This is a genomic window from Deinococcus maricopensis DSM 21211, assembly GCF_000186385.1.
Classification (GTDB): domain Bacteria; phylum Deinococcota; class Deinococci; order Deinococcales; family Deinococcaceae; genus Deinococcus_B; species Deinococcus_B maricopensis.
Window position 1 is genome coordinate 946,438 of the sequence record NC_014958.1, and the last position, 17,357, is coordinate 963,794.

Below are 17,357 nucleotides of genomic sequence, written 5' to 3' on the forward strand. Positions count from 1 at the left end.
CCGAAGCTCCTAGACCTGATCGGCGCTGAGGGTTTGAATCTGAGCAATGAGTGTTAGCACGCGCACCATGCACGTGGGCTACTCGGTCGCTTGCCTGGCATCCGTTGTCCTGTGCGGCGTCGTTGTCGCGCTCGGGAAGCGGCTCCGCGCCGAACTGAACAATCAGTGATTAGCAACCCCAGCCTCCATACCCACACTCGCTTGGCTCATCCTCAACGTAGGTGTCGTCTATAGCTTCGCTCGTTGAGGTGGAAGTGGACGCTGGCGGGTAGTAGATTGAGGGGTTGCGTTCATAGGCGCGTTGAGCAGCTTCGGTGTTCCAGCGCTCTATATTCATGACCACGTACCAACCGCCAATCACGACCGCCACCGCAGTCGTCAGGCCGATCATCCGCGTTCGCGCCCGGTTGCGACGGTCTGGGTCGTAACGGTCCTCGAACACCCCGGTCACCAAGGTGTAGGCCATCAAGAAGACCCAGCCTGTTGGCACCAAGAGAATCATCAACATCACGATGTTCCCCATGCATCCAATCGTACACCGTCCCTTCAGCCGTCCGCTGATCTGAACCGCATCCATTTTCTGAGCCCCCGCCTGACCGGCGGGGGCCTCGTCTTGCCCCAGGAGGCATCTATGAACGACTTCGAATGCGCCTACGAGTTCACCGCCGACTTCGAGGAAGCTACGCAGGGCACAAGAACGACAAGGCCGGGGAGACCAACTTAGGTATCCCTGCCAGCGTCTGGACTGCCTGGTGGTGAGGGATGGTGGGGGTCTCGTTCGTGACTTGATGTTGGTTCATTCCGCCGTTCCCTTGCCCCCGCGCCGACGTCTGGCGCTTCATGTGCTGCTCAGGGCCGGAACGTCCAAGCCGTCAGTGCCCAAGTCGCTGCCCGGGGCACCAGCATCCCCAGCAGGCCATGCAGGCCTGCCTGGACGCACGCCAGCCACAGCGGCGCGTCCTGAGGCAGGTCCGGCGTGAGGATGATCACCCCGAGCACGAACCATGCGAACCTCGCGAATAAGCCCAGCAGGTACTGCCTGAAGTCGCGCTGGCTCACACGTCACGTTCGCGCAGTTCACGCACCAGCCACACCGGCATGTGATCCGCCGCCAGGCCGATTGCTGACGGGACGTGTCGGCCGGTCTGCGGACTCAGCCGCAAGCGCGCGACGCGCCCCACCAGCAGCAGCGCGTCGTCCAAGCTCAAGTCGGGCAATGACGAGAGCGCCGGCAGCAGGGTGCGGGCCATGCTGGGGTAGCGCGCCAGCAGGCCGCGCAGGTCTTGGTACGTCTTCAGGCTGCAGCCCTGCCCGATGCGCAGCGCGTCCAGCTGCACGGCAATTCCTGGCTCGAGGGTCTGCGGCAGGCCGCCCAGGCTGAACCCCCTGGCGCTCATGCGATCCACCGCGTCGCGTGGTGCGGGTCGTCAACGTCGGTCAGCTCGCGAACCATCCAGACGGGCAGCTGATCGAGGATCGGCGCGAGCACGTCGACCTCCCAGATCGGGCCCTGATACGCGTGCATGATCCGCCGCAACCGGTGCTTCAGGTTGAGGACGTCGTAGCTTTGCAGGTGCCGCAGCAGGGCCCAATGCGCGAACGGATTGTGCTCCTCGAGGCGCCGCAGCAAGTCGAGGTGGGCGTTGTCGAGGATGGCGGTGCCGGCGAGCTGTCGGGCTCGCAGCTCGAGCTCCCATCCCCGGGTCGGGGTGCTTGTTCCTGCCGTCTTCATTGTTCGGACTGACTGGGGCATTCGGTCCTCCTACGCCCTCATCATATACAGTCCATCCCAATCTGGACACAACAGATTAACGACCCGTACTCTGCAGGAGTGAAGAAGCGACCCCCAGGAACAGGCAGCATCAGGCAGCGACGAGACGGGCGTTGGGAGGTGCGGCTGACCCAGACTGATGGGTCAAGCATCAGCCGGTACGCGAGGAGCAATATTGAAGCGGTGAGGCTCCTGGATAGCCTCCGGGCCGCTACCCCCAGCAGTGCCCAGGGCCGCGATCAGCGCGACATCACCCTCACGGCTTGGCTCACGGGCTATGTCGACGGCCGCCGGGAAGAGCTGCAACCGGGCACCCTCGGCAAGTTAGAGTGGCACGTGGCCCTGACGCAAGGCCACGAGGTCGGCGACACCCCGCTCGGGCGCCTGACGCCGGCACGGCTCGAGGCGTTCTACCGCCACCTGATGGCCGGGCACAAGCGGTCAACGGTGGGTGACGTGGCCGGCCTGGTCAAGCGCGCGCTGCGCCGCGCGGTGCGGCACGAGATCATCCCCAACAACCCTGCTGATGCGACTGAACTCCCACGGGGCAGGCGCGCAGACCGCGAGCGGGTGGCGCAGATCCTGCAGGCCGGTGACGTCCAGCGCCTGGTCAAGGCCGCGCGCGAGGACACCCTCTGGCCCCTGTGGCATCTCGCGCTGTCCTGTGGGCTGCGGCACGGCGAGCTGCTGGGCCTGCAGTGGCGAGACCTCAGCTGGGCCCACCAGGAGCTCAGCATCAACCGCACCGTGATCGTGGTGAACAACCGCCCCACGGTCGGCAGCCCGAAGACGAGCAGCTCGGAACGCGCCATCCCCCTGCCGGGCGAGGTCATCGCCACGCTGCGCGCCTGGCAGACGAATCCGGAGCGACCCCACAGCGCGGACGGCTGGCTGTTCTGCACCGCGAGCGGCACGCCCCTGCTGCAGAACAACGTCCGGCGCAGCTGGAAGCGCCTGCTGGGCCGTGCAGGCCTGCCGAACAGCATCCGCATTCATGACCTGCGGCACACCTACGCCTCGATGTTGATCGCCCACGGCATTGACCCCAGGACTGTGTCTGACCTGCTGGGCCACTCCGACACCAGGTTCACACTGAGCCACTACGTGCACAGTGAGCGGAGGGCCAGGCTCAGGGCTGCGCGAATCGAACCATCAGACCTGTACCGAGACTAGGCCGACTCAGACACCGGGCACCCGCCGGAGCGCCCCCAGGTTGAGCGCGCTCTACCGGGCCAGCAGCCGCCCTTCTGGGTCACATCTGGGTCAAGAGAGAACCGCCATTCCGTGAGGAATGGCGGCTGCGTTGGTAGACTCGAGGAGATTTGAACTCCTGACCCCTACCGTGTCAAGGTAGTGCTCTACCCCTGAGCTACGAGTCTACGGGTACAGGTTGGAGGCGCTGGGCGGACTCGAACCGCCGGTGGAGGTTTTGCAGACCTCTGCCTTACCACTTGGCTACAGCGCCGTTCAGGATATGGCCGGGGCTTGCTTGGAGGCCTGTCTCCCAGCGGGATGAATGTTAGCACGCCCCCCCGGGGCTGTCAAAGGGTCCCCCCGCACGGTGTACGCTGAACACCGAACCCTATGCGCACCCTCACGCTCCTGGCGCTCACCGCGCTGGCCCTCACGGCCTGCACCGCCCCCCCGCTGCCCGTGGACGCGGGCGTGTTCCGCTCACCCGAACGCACCCTCAACATGGCCCACCAGGGCGGCGAGGACCTCTGGCCGTCCAACACCCTCATCGCCTACGCCGGCGCCGCGCGCCTCGGCGTCGACATGATGGACACCGACCTGCACGCCACCCGCGACGGCGTCCTGGTGCTCTCCCACGACGACACCGTCGACCGCCTCACCGACGGCCACGGCGCCATCCGTGACCTCACCTTCGCGGAACTGCGCGCCCTCGACGCCGGCTACCGCTTCACGCGCGACGACGGCCGCACCTACCCCTACCGCGCGCAGGGCGTCCGCATCCCCACCGCCGAGGAAGCCTTCGAGCAGTACGGCCACTTCCCGTGGACCATCGAGATCAAACAGGCGCAGCCCAGCATCGCGCGGCCCTTCTGCGACCTCATCCACCGCTACGGCATGCAGCGCAAAGTCATGGTCGCCAGCTTCAGTGACGACGCCATGAACGACTTCCGCCGCACCTGCCCGGACGTGCCCACCAGCATGACCGAACGCGAACTGCGCCCGCTCGTGCTGCTCAGCAAGGTCGGCCTGGCCGCCCTCGTGCCCACGCCCGGCGCGGCCGCGCAGGTGCCCGTCCGCAGCGGCGGCCTGGAAATCGTCACGCCCGCATTCATCCGGCAGATGCACGCCCGCGGCGTCGCCGTGCACGTCTGGACCATCAACGACCGCGCTGAAATGCAGCGCCTCATCGCGCTCGGCGTGGACGCCATCGACACCGACCGCCCGGACCTCCTGCGCGAAGCGCTGCAGGCCCACGCGCGCTGAGCACGGTACGCTGAAGCATGACCGACCCAGCGAACGTCACCAACAACGTAGAACGCCACCAGTACGAACTCCCCGTCGACGGGCAGATCGCGTTCGCCGAATACCGCGAAGTCGGCGACGCCATCATGTTCACGCACACCGAAGTGCCGCAGGCGCTCGAAGGGCGCGGCATCGGCTCCACACTGGTCCGCGCCGCCCTCGACGACGTCCGCGCCCAGGGCAAGAAAGCCATTCCCATGTGCCCGTTCGTCGCCGCGTACATCCGCGACCACCGCGAGTACGTGGACCTCGTGCACCCCATCCAGCGCGGCGTGCTCGGCATCTGACGCCGAGCGCAGCACGAAGGGCGGCCCTCCACGGAGGGCCGCCCTTCGTGCTGCGCTCAGGCGCGCGTGCGGTAACGCTCCAGCAGTTCCGCCTTCAGGTCATCGAAGGCCACGCCCTTACGTTCCTTGTGCCCCTCAGGCGTCCGCTCGCGCACGCTCACCTGACGGCCCTCCTGCTCCTTGTCCCCCACGATCAGCATCACCGGGATCTTGCTGAGTTCCGCCGCGCGCACCTTCGCGTTCATGCGGTTGCTGGAGTCGTCCACCTCCGTGCGCAGGCCCGCCGCGCGCAGCTCCGCTTCCAGCGCGTACGCGTACTCGTTGTGGCGGTCCGCGATCGGGATGATCGCCACCTGGCGCGGCGCGAGCCACAGCGGGAAGTCCCCGCCGTAATGCTCGATCAGGATGCCCACGAAGCGCTCCAGGCTCCCGAACGGCGCGCGGTGAATCATGATCGGGCGGTGATCCGCGCCGTCCTCACCGACGTAGCTGATGTCGAACCGCTCCGGCAGGTTGTAGTCCACTTGAATCGTCCCGAGCTGCCACTCGCGGCCCAGCACGTCGCGCACCACGAAGTCCAGCTTCGGGCCGTAGAAGGCCGCGTCGCCCGGCTCGATGGAGTACGGCAGGCCGACCTCCTCGACCGCCTCGATGATCTGGCGCTCCGCGGCGTTCCAGTTGTCCTCGGCGCCCACGTACTTCGTGTTCTCCGGGTCGCGCGTGCCCACGCGGAAGCGCACATCGTTCATGCCGAACGTCCGCAGCACCAGCACCGTCAGGTCCAGCACGTTCAGGAACTCCGCCTTGAGCTGATCCGGGCGGCAGAACAGGTGCGCGTCGTCCTGCGTGAAGCCGCGCACGCGCGTCAGGCCGTTCAGCTCGCCGCTCTGCTCGTAGCGGTACACCGTCCCGAACTCCGCGAGGCGCACCGGCAGGTCACGGTAGCTGCGCGGCTTGCTCGCGTAGATGCGCACGTGATGCGGGCAGTTCATGGGCTTGAGCATGTACTGCTCGTCATCCACCGTGATCGGGCTGAAGTTGCTGTCGCTGTAGTTCTGGTAGTGCCCGCTCGTCTTGTACAGCTCCAGGTTCCCGATGTTCGGTGTGACGACCCCCTGGTACCCGCGCGCGAACTGCTGCTCGCGCAGGAAGCGCGTGAGCTCCTCGCGCAGGATCGTGCCGTTCGGCAGCCACATCGGCAGGCCCTTCCCGACCAGCGGGTCGATCACGAACAGCTCCAGCTCACGGCCGAGCTTGCGGTGGTCGCGCTTCTTCGCTTCCTCGAGGCGGTGCAGGTACTCGTCGAGTTCCTTCTGCGTCGCGAACGCCACGCCGTAGATGCGTTGCAGGATCGGGTTCTTCTCGTTGCCGCGCCAGTACGCGCCGGACGTGCTCATCAGCTTGAACGCCCCCGGCAGCGCGCCCGTACGGGGGAAGTGCGGCCCGCGGCACAGGTCCGTGTAGTCACCCTGCGTGTAGAACGTGATGGGCTCATCGTCCGGCAGTTCGCGGATCAGCTCGGCCTTGTACGGGTCGCCCCCGAACTGCGCGAGCGCCTCCGCCTTGCTGACCTCGCGGCGGGAGAAATCGAGGTTGCGGCTGAGAATCTCGCGCATGATCCGCTCGATTTCCGGCAGGTCCTCCTCGCGCAGCGGCTCGGGCAGGTCAAAGTCCTGATACCAGCCGTTCTCGATGCTGGGGCCCACGCCGCGCTTCACGGCGTCCGCCGGGTGCCCCTTGGCGCGGTAGAACTCACCGACCGCCTGGCTCATCACGTGGCCGAGCGAGTGGCGGAACACCGCCGCGGCCTCGCCGGGGTTCTTCTTCGTGATCAGCGTGATGCGCGCGCCGTCCGGCAGGGGCGTCATGAGGTCCACGAGGTCGCCGTTCGCCGTGGCGGCCAGGGCGTCCTGCGCGAGGCGCGGGCCGATGGCGCGCGCGGCGTCGAGCGCCGTGGCGCCCTGCTGAAGGTCCAGTTGTTTACCGTCGGGAAGAAAGACGTGCATGTGTACTCCAAGAGGGAAAGCCCGTCATGCGGGCACGAGAAGGGCGGCCTGACCGATTCCCACAGCGAAACGCCTGAAAGCCGCAGGGCTCTCAGGCGCGCAGAGTTCGCGTGCTCAGCCGACCAGAACGCATTCGATGGCCACGCGCAACGTTCACCACCAGGCCGGAGTGAGAACGCGCGCGCATCATGCCCACACCATACCAAACCGGGCGCGCCAGCGTACCACACGGCGCCCGGTACAATCCGCGCATGTCTCCCCACGCGCGCGGGCTCCTGCTCCTGATTCTCGTGACCGCCATCTGGGGCAGTACCTTCCCGGTCATCAAAGGCGCCACCGACACGCTCGCCCCGCCCATCCTGATTGCCTGGCGCTTCACGGTCGGCGCCGTCACGCTGCTGCCGCTGCTGCTCATCCGCCGGCAGCCCCGCCCCGCCGGGACCGCGCTGCCGCCCCGCTCGCTCCCGCGCGACGCCCTCATGCTCGGCGCGTGGCTGATCGCCGGGTACGGCACGCAGACCATCGCGCTGCAGACCACCACCGCGAACCGCGCGGCGTTCTTCACGGCGCTCAGCGTCGTCCTCGTGCCCCTGTGGGTCACGGTCGCGGGGCGGCAGCGGCTCGGCTGGACACTCGGCCTCGCGCTGCCGCTCGCCGTCGGCGGCCTCGCGCTGCTGTCCTGGGAGGGCGGCGCGCTCGTCACCGGCGACCTGTGGGCGCTCGCGTGCGCGTTCACGTACGCCGGGTTCATCCTCGCGCTCGAACGCACCGCCGCGCATCACGCGCCCCTGCCGTTCACGCTCGCGCAGGTGCTCGCCGTGGCAGGCTTCGCGTGGCTGTGGGCGCTGATCGCCGCGCCCACCCAGCTGCTCCCCGCACACGCCCCGTGGGGCGCCCTCGTGTACCTCGGCGTGGCCGCCACCGCCGTCACGACGCTGCTGCAGACCATCGGGCAGCGCACCGTCACTGCCACCGAAGCCAGCATCATCTACGCGCTCGAGCCGGTCGCGGCGGTGCTGTTCTCGTTCCTGCTGCTCGGCGAGGGCATCGGCGTGCGCGGCCTGATCGGCGGCGCGCTCGTCGTCGGCGCCACCATCCTCAGCCAGTGGCCCGCCTTGGGCGGCCGCCCGGAGATCCCCGAGATTCACACCGAACGGCTGGACTGACCCCGCAAAGGGCGCGCGGGAACGCGCGCCCCTGCCTCAGGGGGCAGGCGTGAACTCGAACAGCACCACTTCCGCCGGGCAGTTCAGGCGCACCGGGACGCCCGTGACGCCCAATCCGTTCGTCACGAACCCGTGGTTCACGCGCGGCGGCGTCGCCGCGACGCTCTCATCCGCCGCGTTCGGCTGCGCCGCCGCCGCGCTCACCCACCCCGCCAGGAACTCCGTGCCGTACAGGCTCGCCTGCTTCACCGGCCCCATGAACGGGATGTCCACCTGCCCGCCGTGCGTGTGCCCGCTGAGCGTCAGTGCCACGCCGTCCGGCACGAACGGCAGGAAGTCCGGGTTGTGGCTCAGCAGCAGCGTTGTGCACGACCCGCACTCCCGCAGCGCCGCCGCGACGTCCTGATTCCCGAACCACCAGTCGTCCACGCCCGCCACGAACAGGTCCTCGCGCACGCGCACGCCCGCGTTGTTGATCACGCGGATGCCGAGCTTTTCCAGCTCCGCCGCGAACGAGCCACGCGCCCGGTGCGTCGTGAGGCTCGTCCAGTCGTGATTCCCGAACACCGCGTACACGCCCAGCGGCGCGCGCAGGTGCTGCAGTTCGCGCAGCAGCGCGCCCCGCGAGCGGAACGTGAAGCTGGTGTCCAGGAAGTCACCGCCGAACAGGATCAGGTCCGGCTGCGCGCGCACCGTGGCGCGCACCCACGCGCGCACGCTGCGCGCCCCGATGAAGTTCCCGTAGTGCATGTCCGCGAGGAACGCCACCCGCACGGGCCGCTGCAGGCCCGGCAGGGCGCGCGCCTCGTGGCGCACGCGGAAGCGGTAGGCGCTCAGCACGCCGAACCCGCCCGCCAGGCCGAGCAGGCGCAGCGCGGTGCGGGCGGCGCGGCCCACCGTCGAGGGCCGCGCGGGCGAGGGGGCGGAGGGGGCAGAGGGGCGGCTCATGCGTTCAGCCTAAACGAGTGCGTCCGGCGCGGCCTTGAGGTGACCTTCCGCGTTCGTCAGGCGGTGAACGGCAGCACGCCGGGCGTCGCGTCGCCGCGCAGGGCCTCGCCGAGCGCGCGCAGGTTCGCGTCGCGGAAGCCGTACGTGACGAGCGCGGGCAGGCCCAGGTCTGGCGCGAAGTACGGGTTCCACAGCGCCAGGTGCAGCGCCCGCCGGCTGCGCAGGCCGTCCACGAGTGCGCGCTCCGCGTCGGTCAGGCCGAACCGGGCGGTCGTGGCGAACAGCACGAGGTCCGCGTCCGGAAGGTCCGCTGCGGCGGGCGGCTGGGCAGGATCGTAAACCACGGTCTGCAGGTCCGGCAGGAACGCGCGCAGGCCGCTCGTGAGCGCCTCACCGCTCAGGTGGTCCTCGTACGGGCCGCCCACGTCCGCGTGCGCGGCCACGACCAGCAGCGTCCGCTCGCCCGCCCGGGGGAGCGGCACCGCGCCGAACGGCGTGACGGCGCGCGTGGCCACGCCGGACATCAGGCGCGCGTCGTGCTCGCGTTCCGCCGCGCCGTACGCGCGCGGGGTGCCCGGGAAGCGCGCCGCAGCCCGCGCGAGGCGCGCGAGGCTCTCCTGCACCCGCGCTTCCGGCAGGCGCCCGCTCCGCAGGGCCTCCTGCAGGGCGCGCACGTTCCGCTCGTGCAGCGTGGCGTCCCCGTGCCCGCAGGTCAGCACGGCGTCCGCGCCGGCCCGCAGCGCGAGCGGCGCGGCGTCGCCGTCCGGGTACAGGTCCGCAATGGCGCGCATGTCCGTGGCGTCCGTGATGACCACGCCGTCGTACCCCCACTCGCGGCGCAGCACGCCGTCCAGCAGGGCAGGGGAGAGCGTGGCGGGGTTCACCGGGTCGAGCTGCGGGTACAGGATGTGCGCCGTCATGAGGCTGCCCAGCCCGGCCTGCACGGCCGCGCGGAACGGGACCCACTCCACGGCCTCCAGGGCCGCGCGGCTCTTGTCGACGCGCGGCAGCGCCAGGTGACTGTCGGTGTGCGTGTCCCCGTGCCCGGGGTAATGTTTCGAGCCGCTCATGACGCCCGCCGCTTCCAGCCCCTGCGCCCACGCCACGCCGAGGCGCGCGACCTCATGCGGGTCCGCGCCGAAACTCCGCTCGCCGATCACGGGGTTCAGGGGGTTCACGTTCACGTCGAGGGCCGGTGCGAAATTCCAGTTGATGCCGAGGTCCAGCAGACCGCGCGCGGCGACGCGTCCGGCCTCGCGGGCGGCGTCCGCGTCGCGGGTCGCGCCGAGCGCCATGGGGGCGGGTGCTTGCGGCGTGTCGAGGCGGCGCAGGACCGCGCCGCCCTCCTGGTCGGTGGCGATCCACGCGTCCTCGCCGAGGGCGTCGCGGACGTCACGGATGAGCCGCGCGGTGCGTTCGGGCGTGGTGATGTTCCGCCGGAACAGGCAGATGCCGCCGAACTGGTACGTGCGCAGCAGGCGCGCGCTGTCGGCGTCGAGGTCCGGGCCGGGCAGGTCGGCAATCAGGGTGCGGTTCGCGTCAAGCATGCTGTTCTCCGAGGGTGAGGGTGGTGGGACGGCCGAACCAGACGACGCCGGGCGCGCGGTTCAGCTCCTGAAAGCCGACGCGCGGGTAGAACGCCAGCGCGCCGGCGTTGCGGTCGTCCACGCCAAGGTGCAGGGCGGGCGCGCCGGCGTCCTGCGCGCCCTGCAGGGCGCGCAGGACGAGGGCCCGACCGACGCCCCGGCCGCGCGCACGCTCCGCGAGGTTGATGTGCAGGTGCGCCGGGTGGGTGCCCGTGAGGGCGCCGGGCGTGCGGGCGGGCGAGTGGAGGTGCGCGATCAGGCGCGCGTCGTGCGGCGTGCCGGACGTGCCCAGGGGGTAGCGGTCCCGCAGGGCGGGCCACCACGCGCGCGCGAGGGCGTCCTCGAACGCGGGCGTGTCGGGCGTGCCGAGCACGTACCCGGCGACGCCCTCCGCGTCCTCTGCGATAAGCGCGAAGGCGGGCGGTACGTGCAGGTACGCGCCCGCATACACGTGCCCGGGCAGGTCCGGGTGCGCGTGCAGCGCGGTCGCGTCCGCGCCGGCGTCCGCGGTCCGCAGGCACAGCCCGTACACGGCCGCCTCGTCGGCGGGCGTGGCGAGCCGCACCCGGAACGCCGGGTCAGGCACGAACCGGCCCCGGCGCGCGCCTCACTTCACGGCCCCTTCGAGGCCGCGCATGAAGTAACGCTGCGCGAACAGGAACACCAGCAGCACCGGCAGCATCATGATCAGGCTGCCCGCCGCGATGTTGAACGGGTCGTAGTTGAACTGCCCCTTGAGTTTCAGCACGGCGACACTGAGCGGCGCGAGGTCCGGCGCGGCCGTGAGCACCAGCGACGGCCAGAAGTACGCGTTCCACGTCGTCACGAGCGTGAAGATGCCGAGCGCCGCCATGCTGGGCTTCGTGAGCGGCAGCATGATGCGCGTCAGGATCGTCCACTCGGACGCGCCGTCCAGGCGCGCGGCCTCCAGCAGCGCCTTCGGCACCGCCAGGAACGCCTGCCGCATCAGGAAGATGCCGAACGCGCCCGCGATGGTGGGAATGACGACGCCCAGGTGCGTGCCGAGCAGCTTGAGCTTGTTCAGCGTGAGGGTGTTCACGATGAAGTTCGTCTCGTTCGGCAGGACCAGCGTGAGCACGATCAGCGAGAAGATGATCTGCTTGCCGGGAAACTGGAAGCGCGCCAGCGGGTACGCGGCGAGCGCGCTGATCAGCAGCGTCCCGACCACCGTGAGGCCCGTGATGACGACGCTGTTCCACACGTACTTCCCGAGCGAGAAGGTCTGGTACACCTGCACGAAGTTGTTCAGCGTGACCTTTTTCGGGATGAGGCTCGCGGGGAAGTCGTAGATGCTCGCGCCGCCCGTGACGGTCTTGTCGGTTACGGCAATGGCGAGCGTCCACACGAACGGGAACACCGCGAACACCAGGATCAGCAGCAGCAGCGCGTAACGCAGCGCCAGGCCGACGGTCTTGCGGACGCGCGCGCGGCGCGCGGCGGTCATCTGCGCGCGGGACTGCGGGAGCGGCGAAGCCTGAATCATGATTCCTCCACGTCACTGCGGAAGAACCGGAAGTTCAGCAGTGACAGCGCGAGCGCCACCGCCGCGACCACCAGGCCCGCCGCGGACGCCAGCCCGTAATCGAAGTTGAAGCCCTGGAACGCCTTCGAGTACACGTACATCAGCGCGGTGTACGTGCTGTTCAGCGGCCCGCCGTTCGTGAGGACCAGCACCTCCTCCAGCGCGCGGATCGCGGCGATGGTGCTGAGCAGCGTGCACAGCAGGATGGTGGGGCGCATCATCGGCACGGTGATGCCCCAGAAGCGCTGCCAGCGGTTCGCGCCGTCCAGCACGGCCGCTTCCTCCAGCTCCTCGGGGATGCTCTGCAGGCCCGCGATGTACAGCACCATGTAGTACCCGAACCCGCGCCAGAACGTGACGAGCAGGATCGCGTACAGCGCCGTGTGCTCGTTGTTCAGCCACCCGAACGCGCCGCCCTGCGGCAGGAGGTGCAGCGCGCCCAGAATCCAGTTCAGGGTGCCTTCCTTGTTGTACACCCACTCCCACATGACGGCCGCGAGCGAGATGCTGGTCACGACCGGCACGTAGTACGCGCCGCGGAAGAACGCCATGCCGGGCAGGTTGCGGTTCACGAGGACCGCGACGGCCAGCGACGCGAACTGCAGGATCGGCACGATCAACAGGTACTTCAGGCTGTTTTTCAGGCCCGTCCAGAACAGCGGGTCGGCGATGAGCGCCTTGAAGTTCTCCAGGCCGATGAACTGCGGCCCGAGCCCCTGCGCGAACTGCGCGCCCGTGTACTTCGTGAAGCCCAGGTACGCGCCGTACCCGAGCGGGTAGAACGTGAACACCGCCAGCAGCACCAGTGCGGGCGCAAGGAACGCGTACGACAGCAGCGTGTCACGCAGACCTGCGCGGATTCGCCTGCCGGTGGGGCGTGGGCCTGAACTCTGAATCATCTGGCGTTCTCCTTCGTGCCGCGAGGCCCGCCCGTAACGCACGGGACGGGCCTCCGGGGTGGGGTGGTGGGGTGCCGCTCAGGGCGCGCCGTCCTGGGGAGGCCGGGACGGCGGCGCGCCTTTACTTCATGTTGGCGTTCCAGTAGGCGACGCTGTCGTTGAGGGCCTGCTGGGCGGTTTTGCGGCCGAGCAGCGCCGCTTCGATGTTGTCGTTGAAGTTCTTGTACAGGTCGTCGCTGTTCTTCGGGGCTTTGTAGCCGGGGTTGATGTAGCGGCCGGACGCGCCGACGAGGCTGGTGGCGCGGGCGATGGCGTCCGTGCCGGCCTGCTTGAAGTACGCGTCGTTCTGCGCGGCGCGGGTGGTGGGGACGATCGGGACGATCCTGGCGAACTTCATCTGGTTGACGTTGTTCGTCATGAACGCCGCGAACTTCGCCGCTTCGGCGGGGTGCTTGCTGGCGGTGGGGATCACGAGGTCCATGCTGCCGCCGGTCTGCACGCCGGCCTTGCCGAGCGGCGCTTCGGTGACGACGACGCTCTTGTACAGGCCGGGGTTGTTGTCCTTGAGGCGGTTGAGGGCCTGCGGGCCGCCGACGACCATGGCGACCTTGCCCTGCGCGTACAGTTCCGTGGCGACCTGGAACGCTTCGCGGCGGATGGCGTCCTCGGGCACGTAGCCGCCCTTGTAGAGGTTCACGTACTGCTGCAGGAGCGCGGCGTGCGCGGCGGTGTTGAACGCGGCCTTGCCGGCCTTGTCGTACACGGGGAGGCCTTCGCTGTAGAAGTACCCGAGGAAGCTGGCGGTGTTGGGGTCCTTGTACGCGGGGACGTAGCCGTACGCGCCGGTCTTGTCCTTGATGGTCTTGGCGTAGGACAGCAGTTCAGTCATGGTGCGCGGCGCGCGGCTCAGGCCGGCTTTCTTGAAGAGGTCCGGGTTGTACAGCAGCACGCCTTCGTTCAGCCAGCCGTACCAGGGGAAGCCGTACACCTTGCCGCCCGTGCTGAAGTTCGCGATGGACTGCGGGTAGAAGGTGCTGGTGAGGCTAGCTTTGCTGACGAGGCTGTCGACGGGGCGCAGGAAGCCGTTCTGGGCGGCCTTGGCGGTTTCGTCGATATTGAGGTTCACGACGTCCGGGGCGTTGCCGAGGTTGACGCTGGACAGGAAGTCCTGCACGAGGCTGTCCTGCTTGTCGAACCATTTGACCTTGATGGTGGGATTGGCTTTTTCGAACGCCGCGATGCTGTCTTTGATGTAGGCGTCGAATTTGGGGCTGAGGTACCAGCTCCAGAAGGTGATTTCGACGGGTTTCTGGGCGAAGGCGGTGCTGGCGGCGAGGGCAAGGCTGAGGGCAAGCGCGGCTTTTTTCATGGGGTGCCTCCTGGCAGGGTGGTGGGCGGGGGGGTCAGTATTTCTTTTCGACGACGGATTCGGCGGTGCGGCGCAGGGTGTCCGGGGCGTTGGGCAGGTGGGGGGTAATGGTGGTGTAGAGGACGTCGAGCAGCAGCGCCTGGCTGGTGAAGCTGGTGAGGGTGTCATCGTTCAGGGGAGCCTCCTGTCCGGCGGCGTACAGGACCGCGTCGGCGTGGCGGGTGACGGGGGATGAGGCGCGTTGCGTGATGGCGAGCGTGAATCGTCCGCGTTCGCGGGCGAGGCGCAGGTGGTGGACGGTGTCGATGGTGCTGCCGCTGGCGGTGATGCCGATCATGACGCCCTGTTCGGGGAGGGTGGCGGCGCCGACGGCGGCGAGGTGCGGGTCGGTGTGGGCGGTGGCGCTGATGCCGACCCGCATGAGGCGGTGCGCGAAGTACTGGGCCATGAAGCCGCTGTTGCCCTGGCCGGTGACGTCGACGCGGGGCGCGTGGGCGATAGCGTACGCGGCGCGTTCCAGGGTGGCGGCGTTCAGGAGGTGGGTGGTTTCCTCGAGGGTGAGGGTGGTCTGGCGGACGAGCCAGCTGGCGCGTTCGCTGGGGGTGGTGCCGTGGGGGGTGGGGGTGGGGGTGGAGGTGACGACGTCGGCGGTGAGGGCCAGTTTGAAGGCGTGGAACCCGGGGTAGCCGAGTTTGCGGCACAGGCGGGTGATGCTGCTTTCGCCGACGCGGGCGTCCTGGGCGAGCTCGGTGATGGTCTGGTGGACGACGGTATGGGGGCGCTCCAGGATGTGCGTGGCGACGCGGTGAAGGCTGGGGGTGAGGGCGTGGGCCTGAAGCTTGATACGTCCGATGGCACCCGCCTGGGGCGCGTGACGGGCGTGGGGGAGCGTCGTCATGGACTTCCTTTCATCGCGGGGTGGCCGTGATGGGTAATTGCTTGGTGCCTCACTGTAAGTCCTGAAAATTATTTCTGTCAATATGGCGTCAGTCTGTGAAAATGAACCTTTGGTGGAGAGGTGAAAAAATCACGTTCTAGCGCGGCGTAAACGTTTTTATACGTCCAGTACAGGTACGTTCTTAAAGCTACAAAGTCTAGACAAATAATATTTTTTTTCACCATAGGTGTTGCGGAAAAAGTTCTTCATGGAGGTGTCGCCACAACTGAACGTCTTCTGAGGTCACGAGGACCATCGGGCGACACACCCTGAGGGAGGGAACCCACATGCAAGGAACGCACCACGCCCGCACGCTGTTCGGCCTCACCACGACAGCCCTGACGCTCGCGCTGACCCTGGCGGCATGCGCCCAGAGCCCCGGCACGCCGGGCACCAGCGCCCTGCACGCGCAGGCGACGAGCGCGACAGCGACCTTCAGCACCAGCAGCAGCTGGGACGGCGGCTTCAACGGCGTCATCACGCTCAGCAACCCCACCAGCACGCCCCTCACCACCTGGACCCTGAAGTTCAAATTCAACGGCGCCGCCAGCACCACCAGCGTCTGGGGCGCCGGCGGCAGCGTCACCACTGCCAGCGACGGCACCGTCACCATCACCCCCAACACCTGGGGCGGCAGCACCATCCCCGCGAACGGCAGCGTCACCGTGAACTACGGCGGCAGCGGCACGTACAGCGGCGTGAACACCTGCACCCTCAACGGCGCCCCCTGCAGCGGCGGCACCACCCCACCCCGGGCGGGGACACCACCGCGCCCACCGTCAGCCTGAGCGCCACCCCCAGCACCCTCACCAGCGCCGGAAACGTGACCCTCACGGCCACCGCCGCAGACAACGTGGGGGTCAGCAAGGTGGAGTTCTACCGCGGGACGACGCTGCTGGCCACCGACACCAGCAGCCCGTACAGCGCCACGGACGCATTCAGCAGCAGCGCCCAGAACGGCAGCTACAGCTACACCGCCAAAGCCTACGACGCCGCCGGCAACACCCGAACCTCCGCCGCCGCCCCCGTCACCGTCAACCTCACCTCCACCCCCACCCCCACGCCCACGACCGGCTACAAACGCGTCGGGTACTTCGCGCAGTGGGGCATCTACGGCCGGAATTTCACGCTCAAAAACGTCGAAACCAGCGGCGCCGCCGCCACCCTCACGCACATCAACTACGCTTTCGGCGGCATCACCGACGACGGCAGCTGCACCGTCACTGCCCCCGGCATCAGCGACAGCTTCGCCGACTACACCAAAGCCTTCGACGCCGCCAGCAGCGTCAGCGGCACCGGCGACACCTGGGACCAGACGCTGCGCGGCAACTTCAACCAGCTCAAGCAGCTCAAAGCCAAACACCCCGGCCTCAAGGCGCTCATCTCGCTCGGCGGGTGGACGTGGTCGAAGAACTTCAGCAACGTCGCCCTCACCGACGCCGCCCGCAAGAAGTTCGTCTCCTCCTGCATCGACCTCTACATCAAGGGGAACCTCCCCAGCACCGACGGCGCCGGCGGCCCCGGCAGCGCGCTGGGCGTGTTCGACGGCATCGACATCGACTGGGAATACCCCGCCAGCGAAGGCAACACCGGCAACATCGTCCGCCCCGAGGACACCCGCAACTTCACGCTGCTCCTCGAGGAGTTCCGCCGTCAGCTCGACGCCCTCAGCCCCGGCAAGTACCTGCTGACCGCCGCGCTGCCCAGCGCGCCCAGCAAGATCGCCAAGCTGGAAGTCGCGAACATCAGCAAGGTCCTCGACATCATGAACCTGATGACGTACGACTTCCGCGGCGCGTGGGCCGCCACCGGCCCCACGAACTTCCACAGCAACCTGTACCCCGACCCGAACGGCCCCGGCAGCGGCGAGGAGAAGAGCTACAGCGTAGACGGCGCCGTGAACGCCTACCTGAGCGCCGGCGCGCCCGCCGCGAAACTCGTCATGGGCATCCCGTACTACGGGCGCGGCTGGAAGGGCGTCACGAACGCCGGCAACGGCCTGTACCAGGCCGCGACCGGCGCCGCGCAGGGCACGTACGAACCCGGCTTCGACGACTTCAAGGTCCTCAAGAACGCCCCCGGCACCGTGTACTACCACCCCACCACCAAGCAGGCGTGGAAGTTCGACGGCAGCACCTTCTGGAGCTACGACGACCCGACCGTTATCGCCAGCAAAGTCGCGTACATCAAACAGAAGGGCCTCGGCGGCAGCATGGCCTGGAGCCTCGACGGTGACGACGCGCAGGCCACCCTCAGCAAGGCCATCTACAACGGCCTGAAGTAACCCCCTCAGCGGTCCTCCTGACCAGGGGCGCCCCGGACACCCGGGGCGCCCCTGCCGCGCACCCA

Annotated in this window: 18 protein-coding genes and 2 tRNA genes; 6 read left to right on the forward strand and 14 right to left on the reverse strand. The window is 68.5% G+C overall.

Features of this window, described 5'->3' with window-relative positions; all coding sequences use genetic code 11:
- Nucleotides 1-169: 169 nt before the first annotated feature.
- The 4 genes from DEIMA_RS04345 to DEIMA_RS16780 all read right to left on the reverse strand — a co-directional run bounded on the left by DEIMA_RS04345 (nt 170) and on the right by DEIMA_RS16780 (nt 1,753).
- Complete coding sequence (locus DEIMA_RS04345) at nt 170-523, reverse strand: hypothetical protein (protein ID WP_013556015.1); 354 nt, start codon at nt 521-523, stop codon at nt 170-172.
- 326 nt (nt 524-849) lie between these two features.
- Complete coding sequence (locus tag DEIMA_RS04350; protein WP_013556016.1) at nt 850-1,059, reverse strand: hypothetical protein; 210 nt, start codon at nt 1,057-1,059, stop codon at nt 850-852.
- A complete protein-coding gene (locus DEIMA_RS04355) occupies nt 1,056-1,397 on the reverse strand; it encodes a hypothetical protein (protein ID WP_013556017.1) in 342 nt (113 codons plus the stop codon). Before DEIMA_RS04355 ends, DEIMA_RS04350 begins: the two co-directional genes overlap by 4 nt.
- A complete protein-coding gene (locus DEIMA_RS16780; RefSeq protein ID WP_013556018.1) occupies nt 1,394-1,753 on the reverse strand; it encodes a hypothetical protein in 360 nt (119 codons plus the stop codon). Before DEIMA_RS16780 ends, DEIMA_RS04355 begins: the two co-directional genes overlap by 4 nt.
- A gap of 201 nt (nt 1,754-1,954) precedes the next feature.
- Here DEIMA_RS16780 and DEIMA_RS04360 point away from each other — a divergent pair, with 201 nt between their 5' ends.
- Nucleotides 1,955-2,944, forward strand: coding sequence for a tyrosine-type recombinase/integrase (locus DEIMA_RS04360; RefSeq protein ID WP_043816454.1), 990 nt, complete (start codon nt 1,955-1,957; stop codon nt 2,942-2,944).
- Nucleotides 2,945-3,075: 131 nt separating this feature from the next.
- On the opposite strand, the gene DEIMA_RS04365 is transcribed toward DEIMA_RS04360, so the two are convergent.
- Both DEIMA_RS04365 and DEIMA_RS04370 read right to left on the reverse strand, forming a co-directional pair.
- Nucleotides 3,076-3,150: transfer RNA gene (locus DEIMA_RS04365), tRNA-Val, on the reverse strand.
- Between the two features lie 12 nt (nt 3,151-3,162).
- Nucleotides 3,163-3,236, reverse strand: a tRNA-Cys gene (locus DEIMA_RS04370).
- A 119-nt stretch (nt 3,237-3,355) separates the two neighbouring features.
- On the opposite strand from DEIMA_RS04370, the gene DEIMA_RS04375 reads away from it, so the two are divergent.
- Both DEIMA_RS04375 and DEIMA_RS04380 read left to right on the forward strand, forming a co-directional pair.
- Nucleotides 3,356-4,228, forward strand: a complete 873-nt coding sequence (locus DEIMA_RS04375; RefSeq protein WP_013556020.1) for a glycerophosphodiester phosphodiesterase family protein — start codon at nt 3,356-3,358, stop codon at nt 4,226-4,228.
- 17 nt (nt 4,229-4,245) lie between these two features.
- Nucleotides 4,246-4,554 (forward strand): GNAT family N-acetyltransferase, encoded by a 309-nt coding sequence (locus DEIMA_RS04380; RefSeq protein ID WP_013556021.1) that lies wholly within the window; start codon nt 4,246-4,248, stop codon nt 4,552-4,554.
- Between the two features lie 56 nt (nt 4,555-4,610).
- On the opposite strand, the gene thrS is transcribed toward DEIMA_RS04380, so the two are convergent.
- Complete coding sequence (gene thrS, locus DEIMA_RS04385) at nt 4,611-6,560, reverse strand: threonine--tRNA ligase (RefSeq protein ID WP_013556022.1); 1,950 nt, start codon at nt 6,558-6,560, stop codon at nt 4,611-4,613.
- A gap of 251 nt (nt 6,561-6,811) precedes the next feature.
- Here thrS and DEIMA_RS04390 point away from each other — a divergent pair, with 251 nt between their 5' ends.
- A complete protein-coding gene (locus tag DEIMA_RS04390; protein WP_013556023.1) occupies nt 6,812-7,726 on the forward strand; it encodes a DMT family transporter in 915 nt (304 codons plus the stop codon).
- Between the two features lie 36 nt (nt 7,727-7,762).
- On the opposite strand, the gene DEIMA_RS04395 is transcribed toward DEIMA_RS04390, so the two are convergent.
- The 7 genes from DEIMA_RS04395 to DEIMA_RS18830 all read right to left on the reverse strand — a co-directional run bounded on the left by DEIMA_RS04395 (nt 7,763) and on the right by DEIMA_RS18830 (nt 14,969).
- Nucleotides 7,763-8,674, reverse strand: a complete 912-nt coding sequence (locus tag DEIMA_RS04395; RefSeq protein WP_013556024.1) for a metallophosphoesterase — start codon at nt 8,672-8,674, stop codon at nt 7,763-7,765.
- Between the two features lie 56 nt (nt 8,675-8,730).
- Complete coding sequence (locus DEIMA_RS04400) at nt 8,731-10,221, reverse strand: glycoside hydrolase family 3 N-terminal domain-containing protein (protein WP_013556025.1); 1,491 nt, start codon at nt 10,219-10,221, stop codon at nt 8,731-8,733.
- On the reverse strand, nt 10,214-10,846 hold the full coding sequence (locus DEIMA_RS04405) for a GNAT family N-acetyltransferase (RefSeq protein ID WP_013556026.1): 633 nt from the start codon (nt 10,844-10,846) through the stop codon (nt 10,214-10,216). The genes DEIMA_RS04400 and DEIMA_RS04405 overlap by 8 nt, the downstream gene beginning before the upstream one ends.
- A 21-nt stretch (nt 10,847-10,867) precedes the next feature.
- Nucleotides 10,868-11,764: a carbohydrate ABC transporter permease gene (locus DEIMA_RS04410; protein ID WP_013556027.1), complete on the reverse strand. Its 897-nt coding sequence runs from the start codon at nt 11,762-11,764 to the stop codon at nt 10,868-10,870.
- Nucleotides 11,761-12,702, reverse strand: coding sequence for a carbohydrate ABC transporter permease (locus DEIMA_RS04415; protein ID WP_013556028.1), 942 nt, complete (start codon nt 12,700-12,702; stop codon nt 11,761-11,763). Before DEIMA_RS04415 ends, DEIMA_RS04410 begins: the two co-directional genes overlap by 4 nt.
- A gap of 121 nt (nt 12,703-12,823) precedes the next feature.
- Entirely contained in the window at nt 12,824-14,071 is a 1,248-nt protein-coding gene (locus tag DEIMA_RS04420) for an ABC transporter substrate-binding protein (RefSeq protein WP_013556029.1), read from the reverse strand.
- Between the two features lie 34 nt (nt 14,072-14,105).
- Nucleotides 14,106-14,969: a MurR/RpiR family transcriptional regulator gene (locus DEIMA_RS18830; RefSeq protein WP_013556030.1), complete on the reverse strand. Its 864-nt coding sequence runs from the start codon at nt 14,967-14,969 to the stop codon at nt 14,106-14,108.
- 326 nt (nt 14,970-15,295) lie between these two features.
- On the opposite strand from DEIMA_RS18830, the gene DEIMA_RS18590 reads away from it, so the two are divergent.
- Both DEIMA_RS18590 and DEIMA_RS18600 read left to right on the forward strand, forming a co-directional pair.
- Nucleotides 15,296-15,796: a cellulose binding domain-containing protein gene (locus tag DEIMA_RS18590; RefSeq protein WP_052303283.1), complete on the forward strand. Its 501-nt coding sequence runs from the start codon at nt 15,296-15,298 to the stop codon at nt 15,794-15,796.
- Between the two features lie 35 nt (nt 15,797-15,831).
- Nucleotides 15,832-17,292: a glycosyl hydrolase family 18 protein gene (locus tag DEIMA_RS18600; protein WP_013556031.1), complete on the forward strand. Its 1,461-nt coding sequence runs from the start codon at nt 15,832-15,834 to the stop codon at nt 17,290-17,292.
- Nucleotides 17,293-17,357 lie beyond the last annotated feature (65 nt).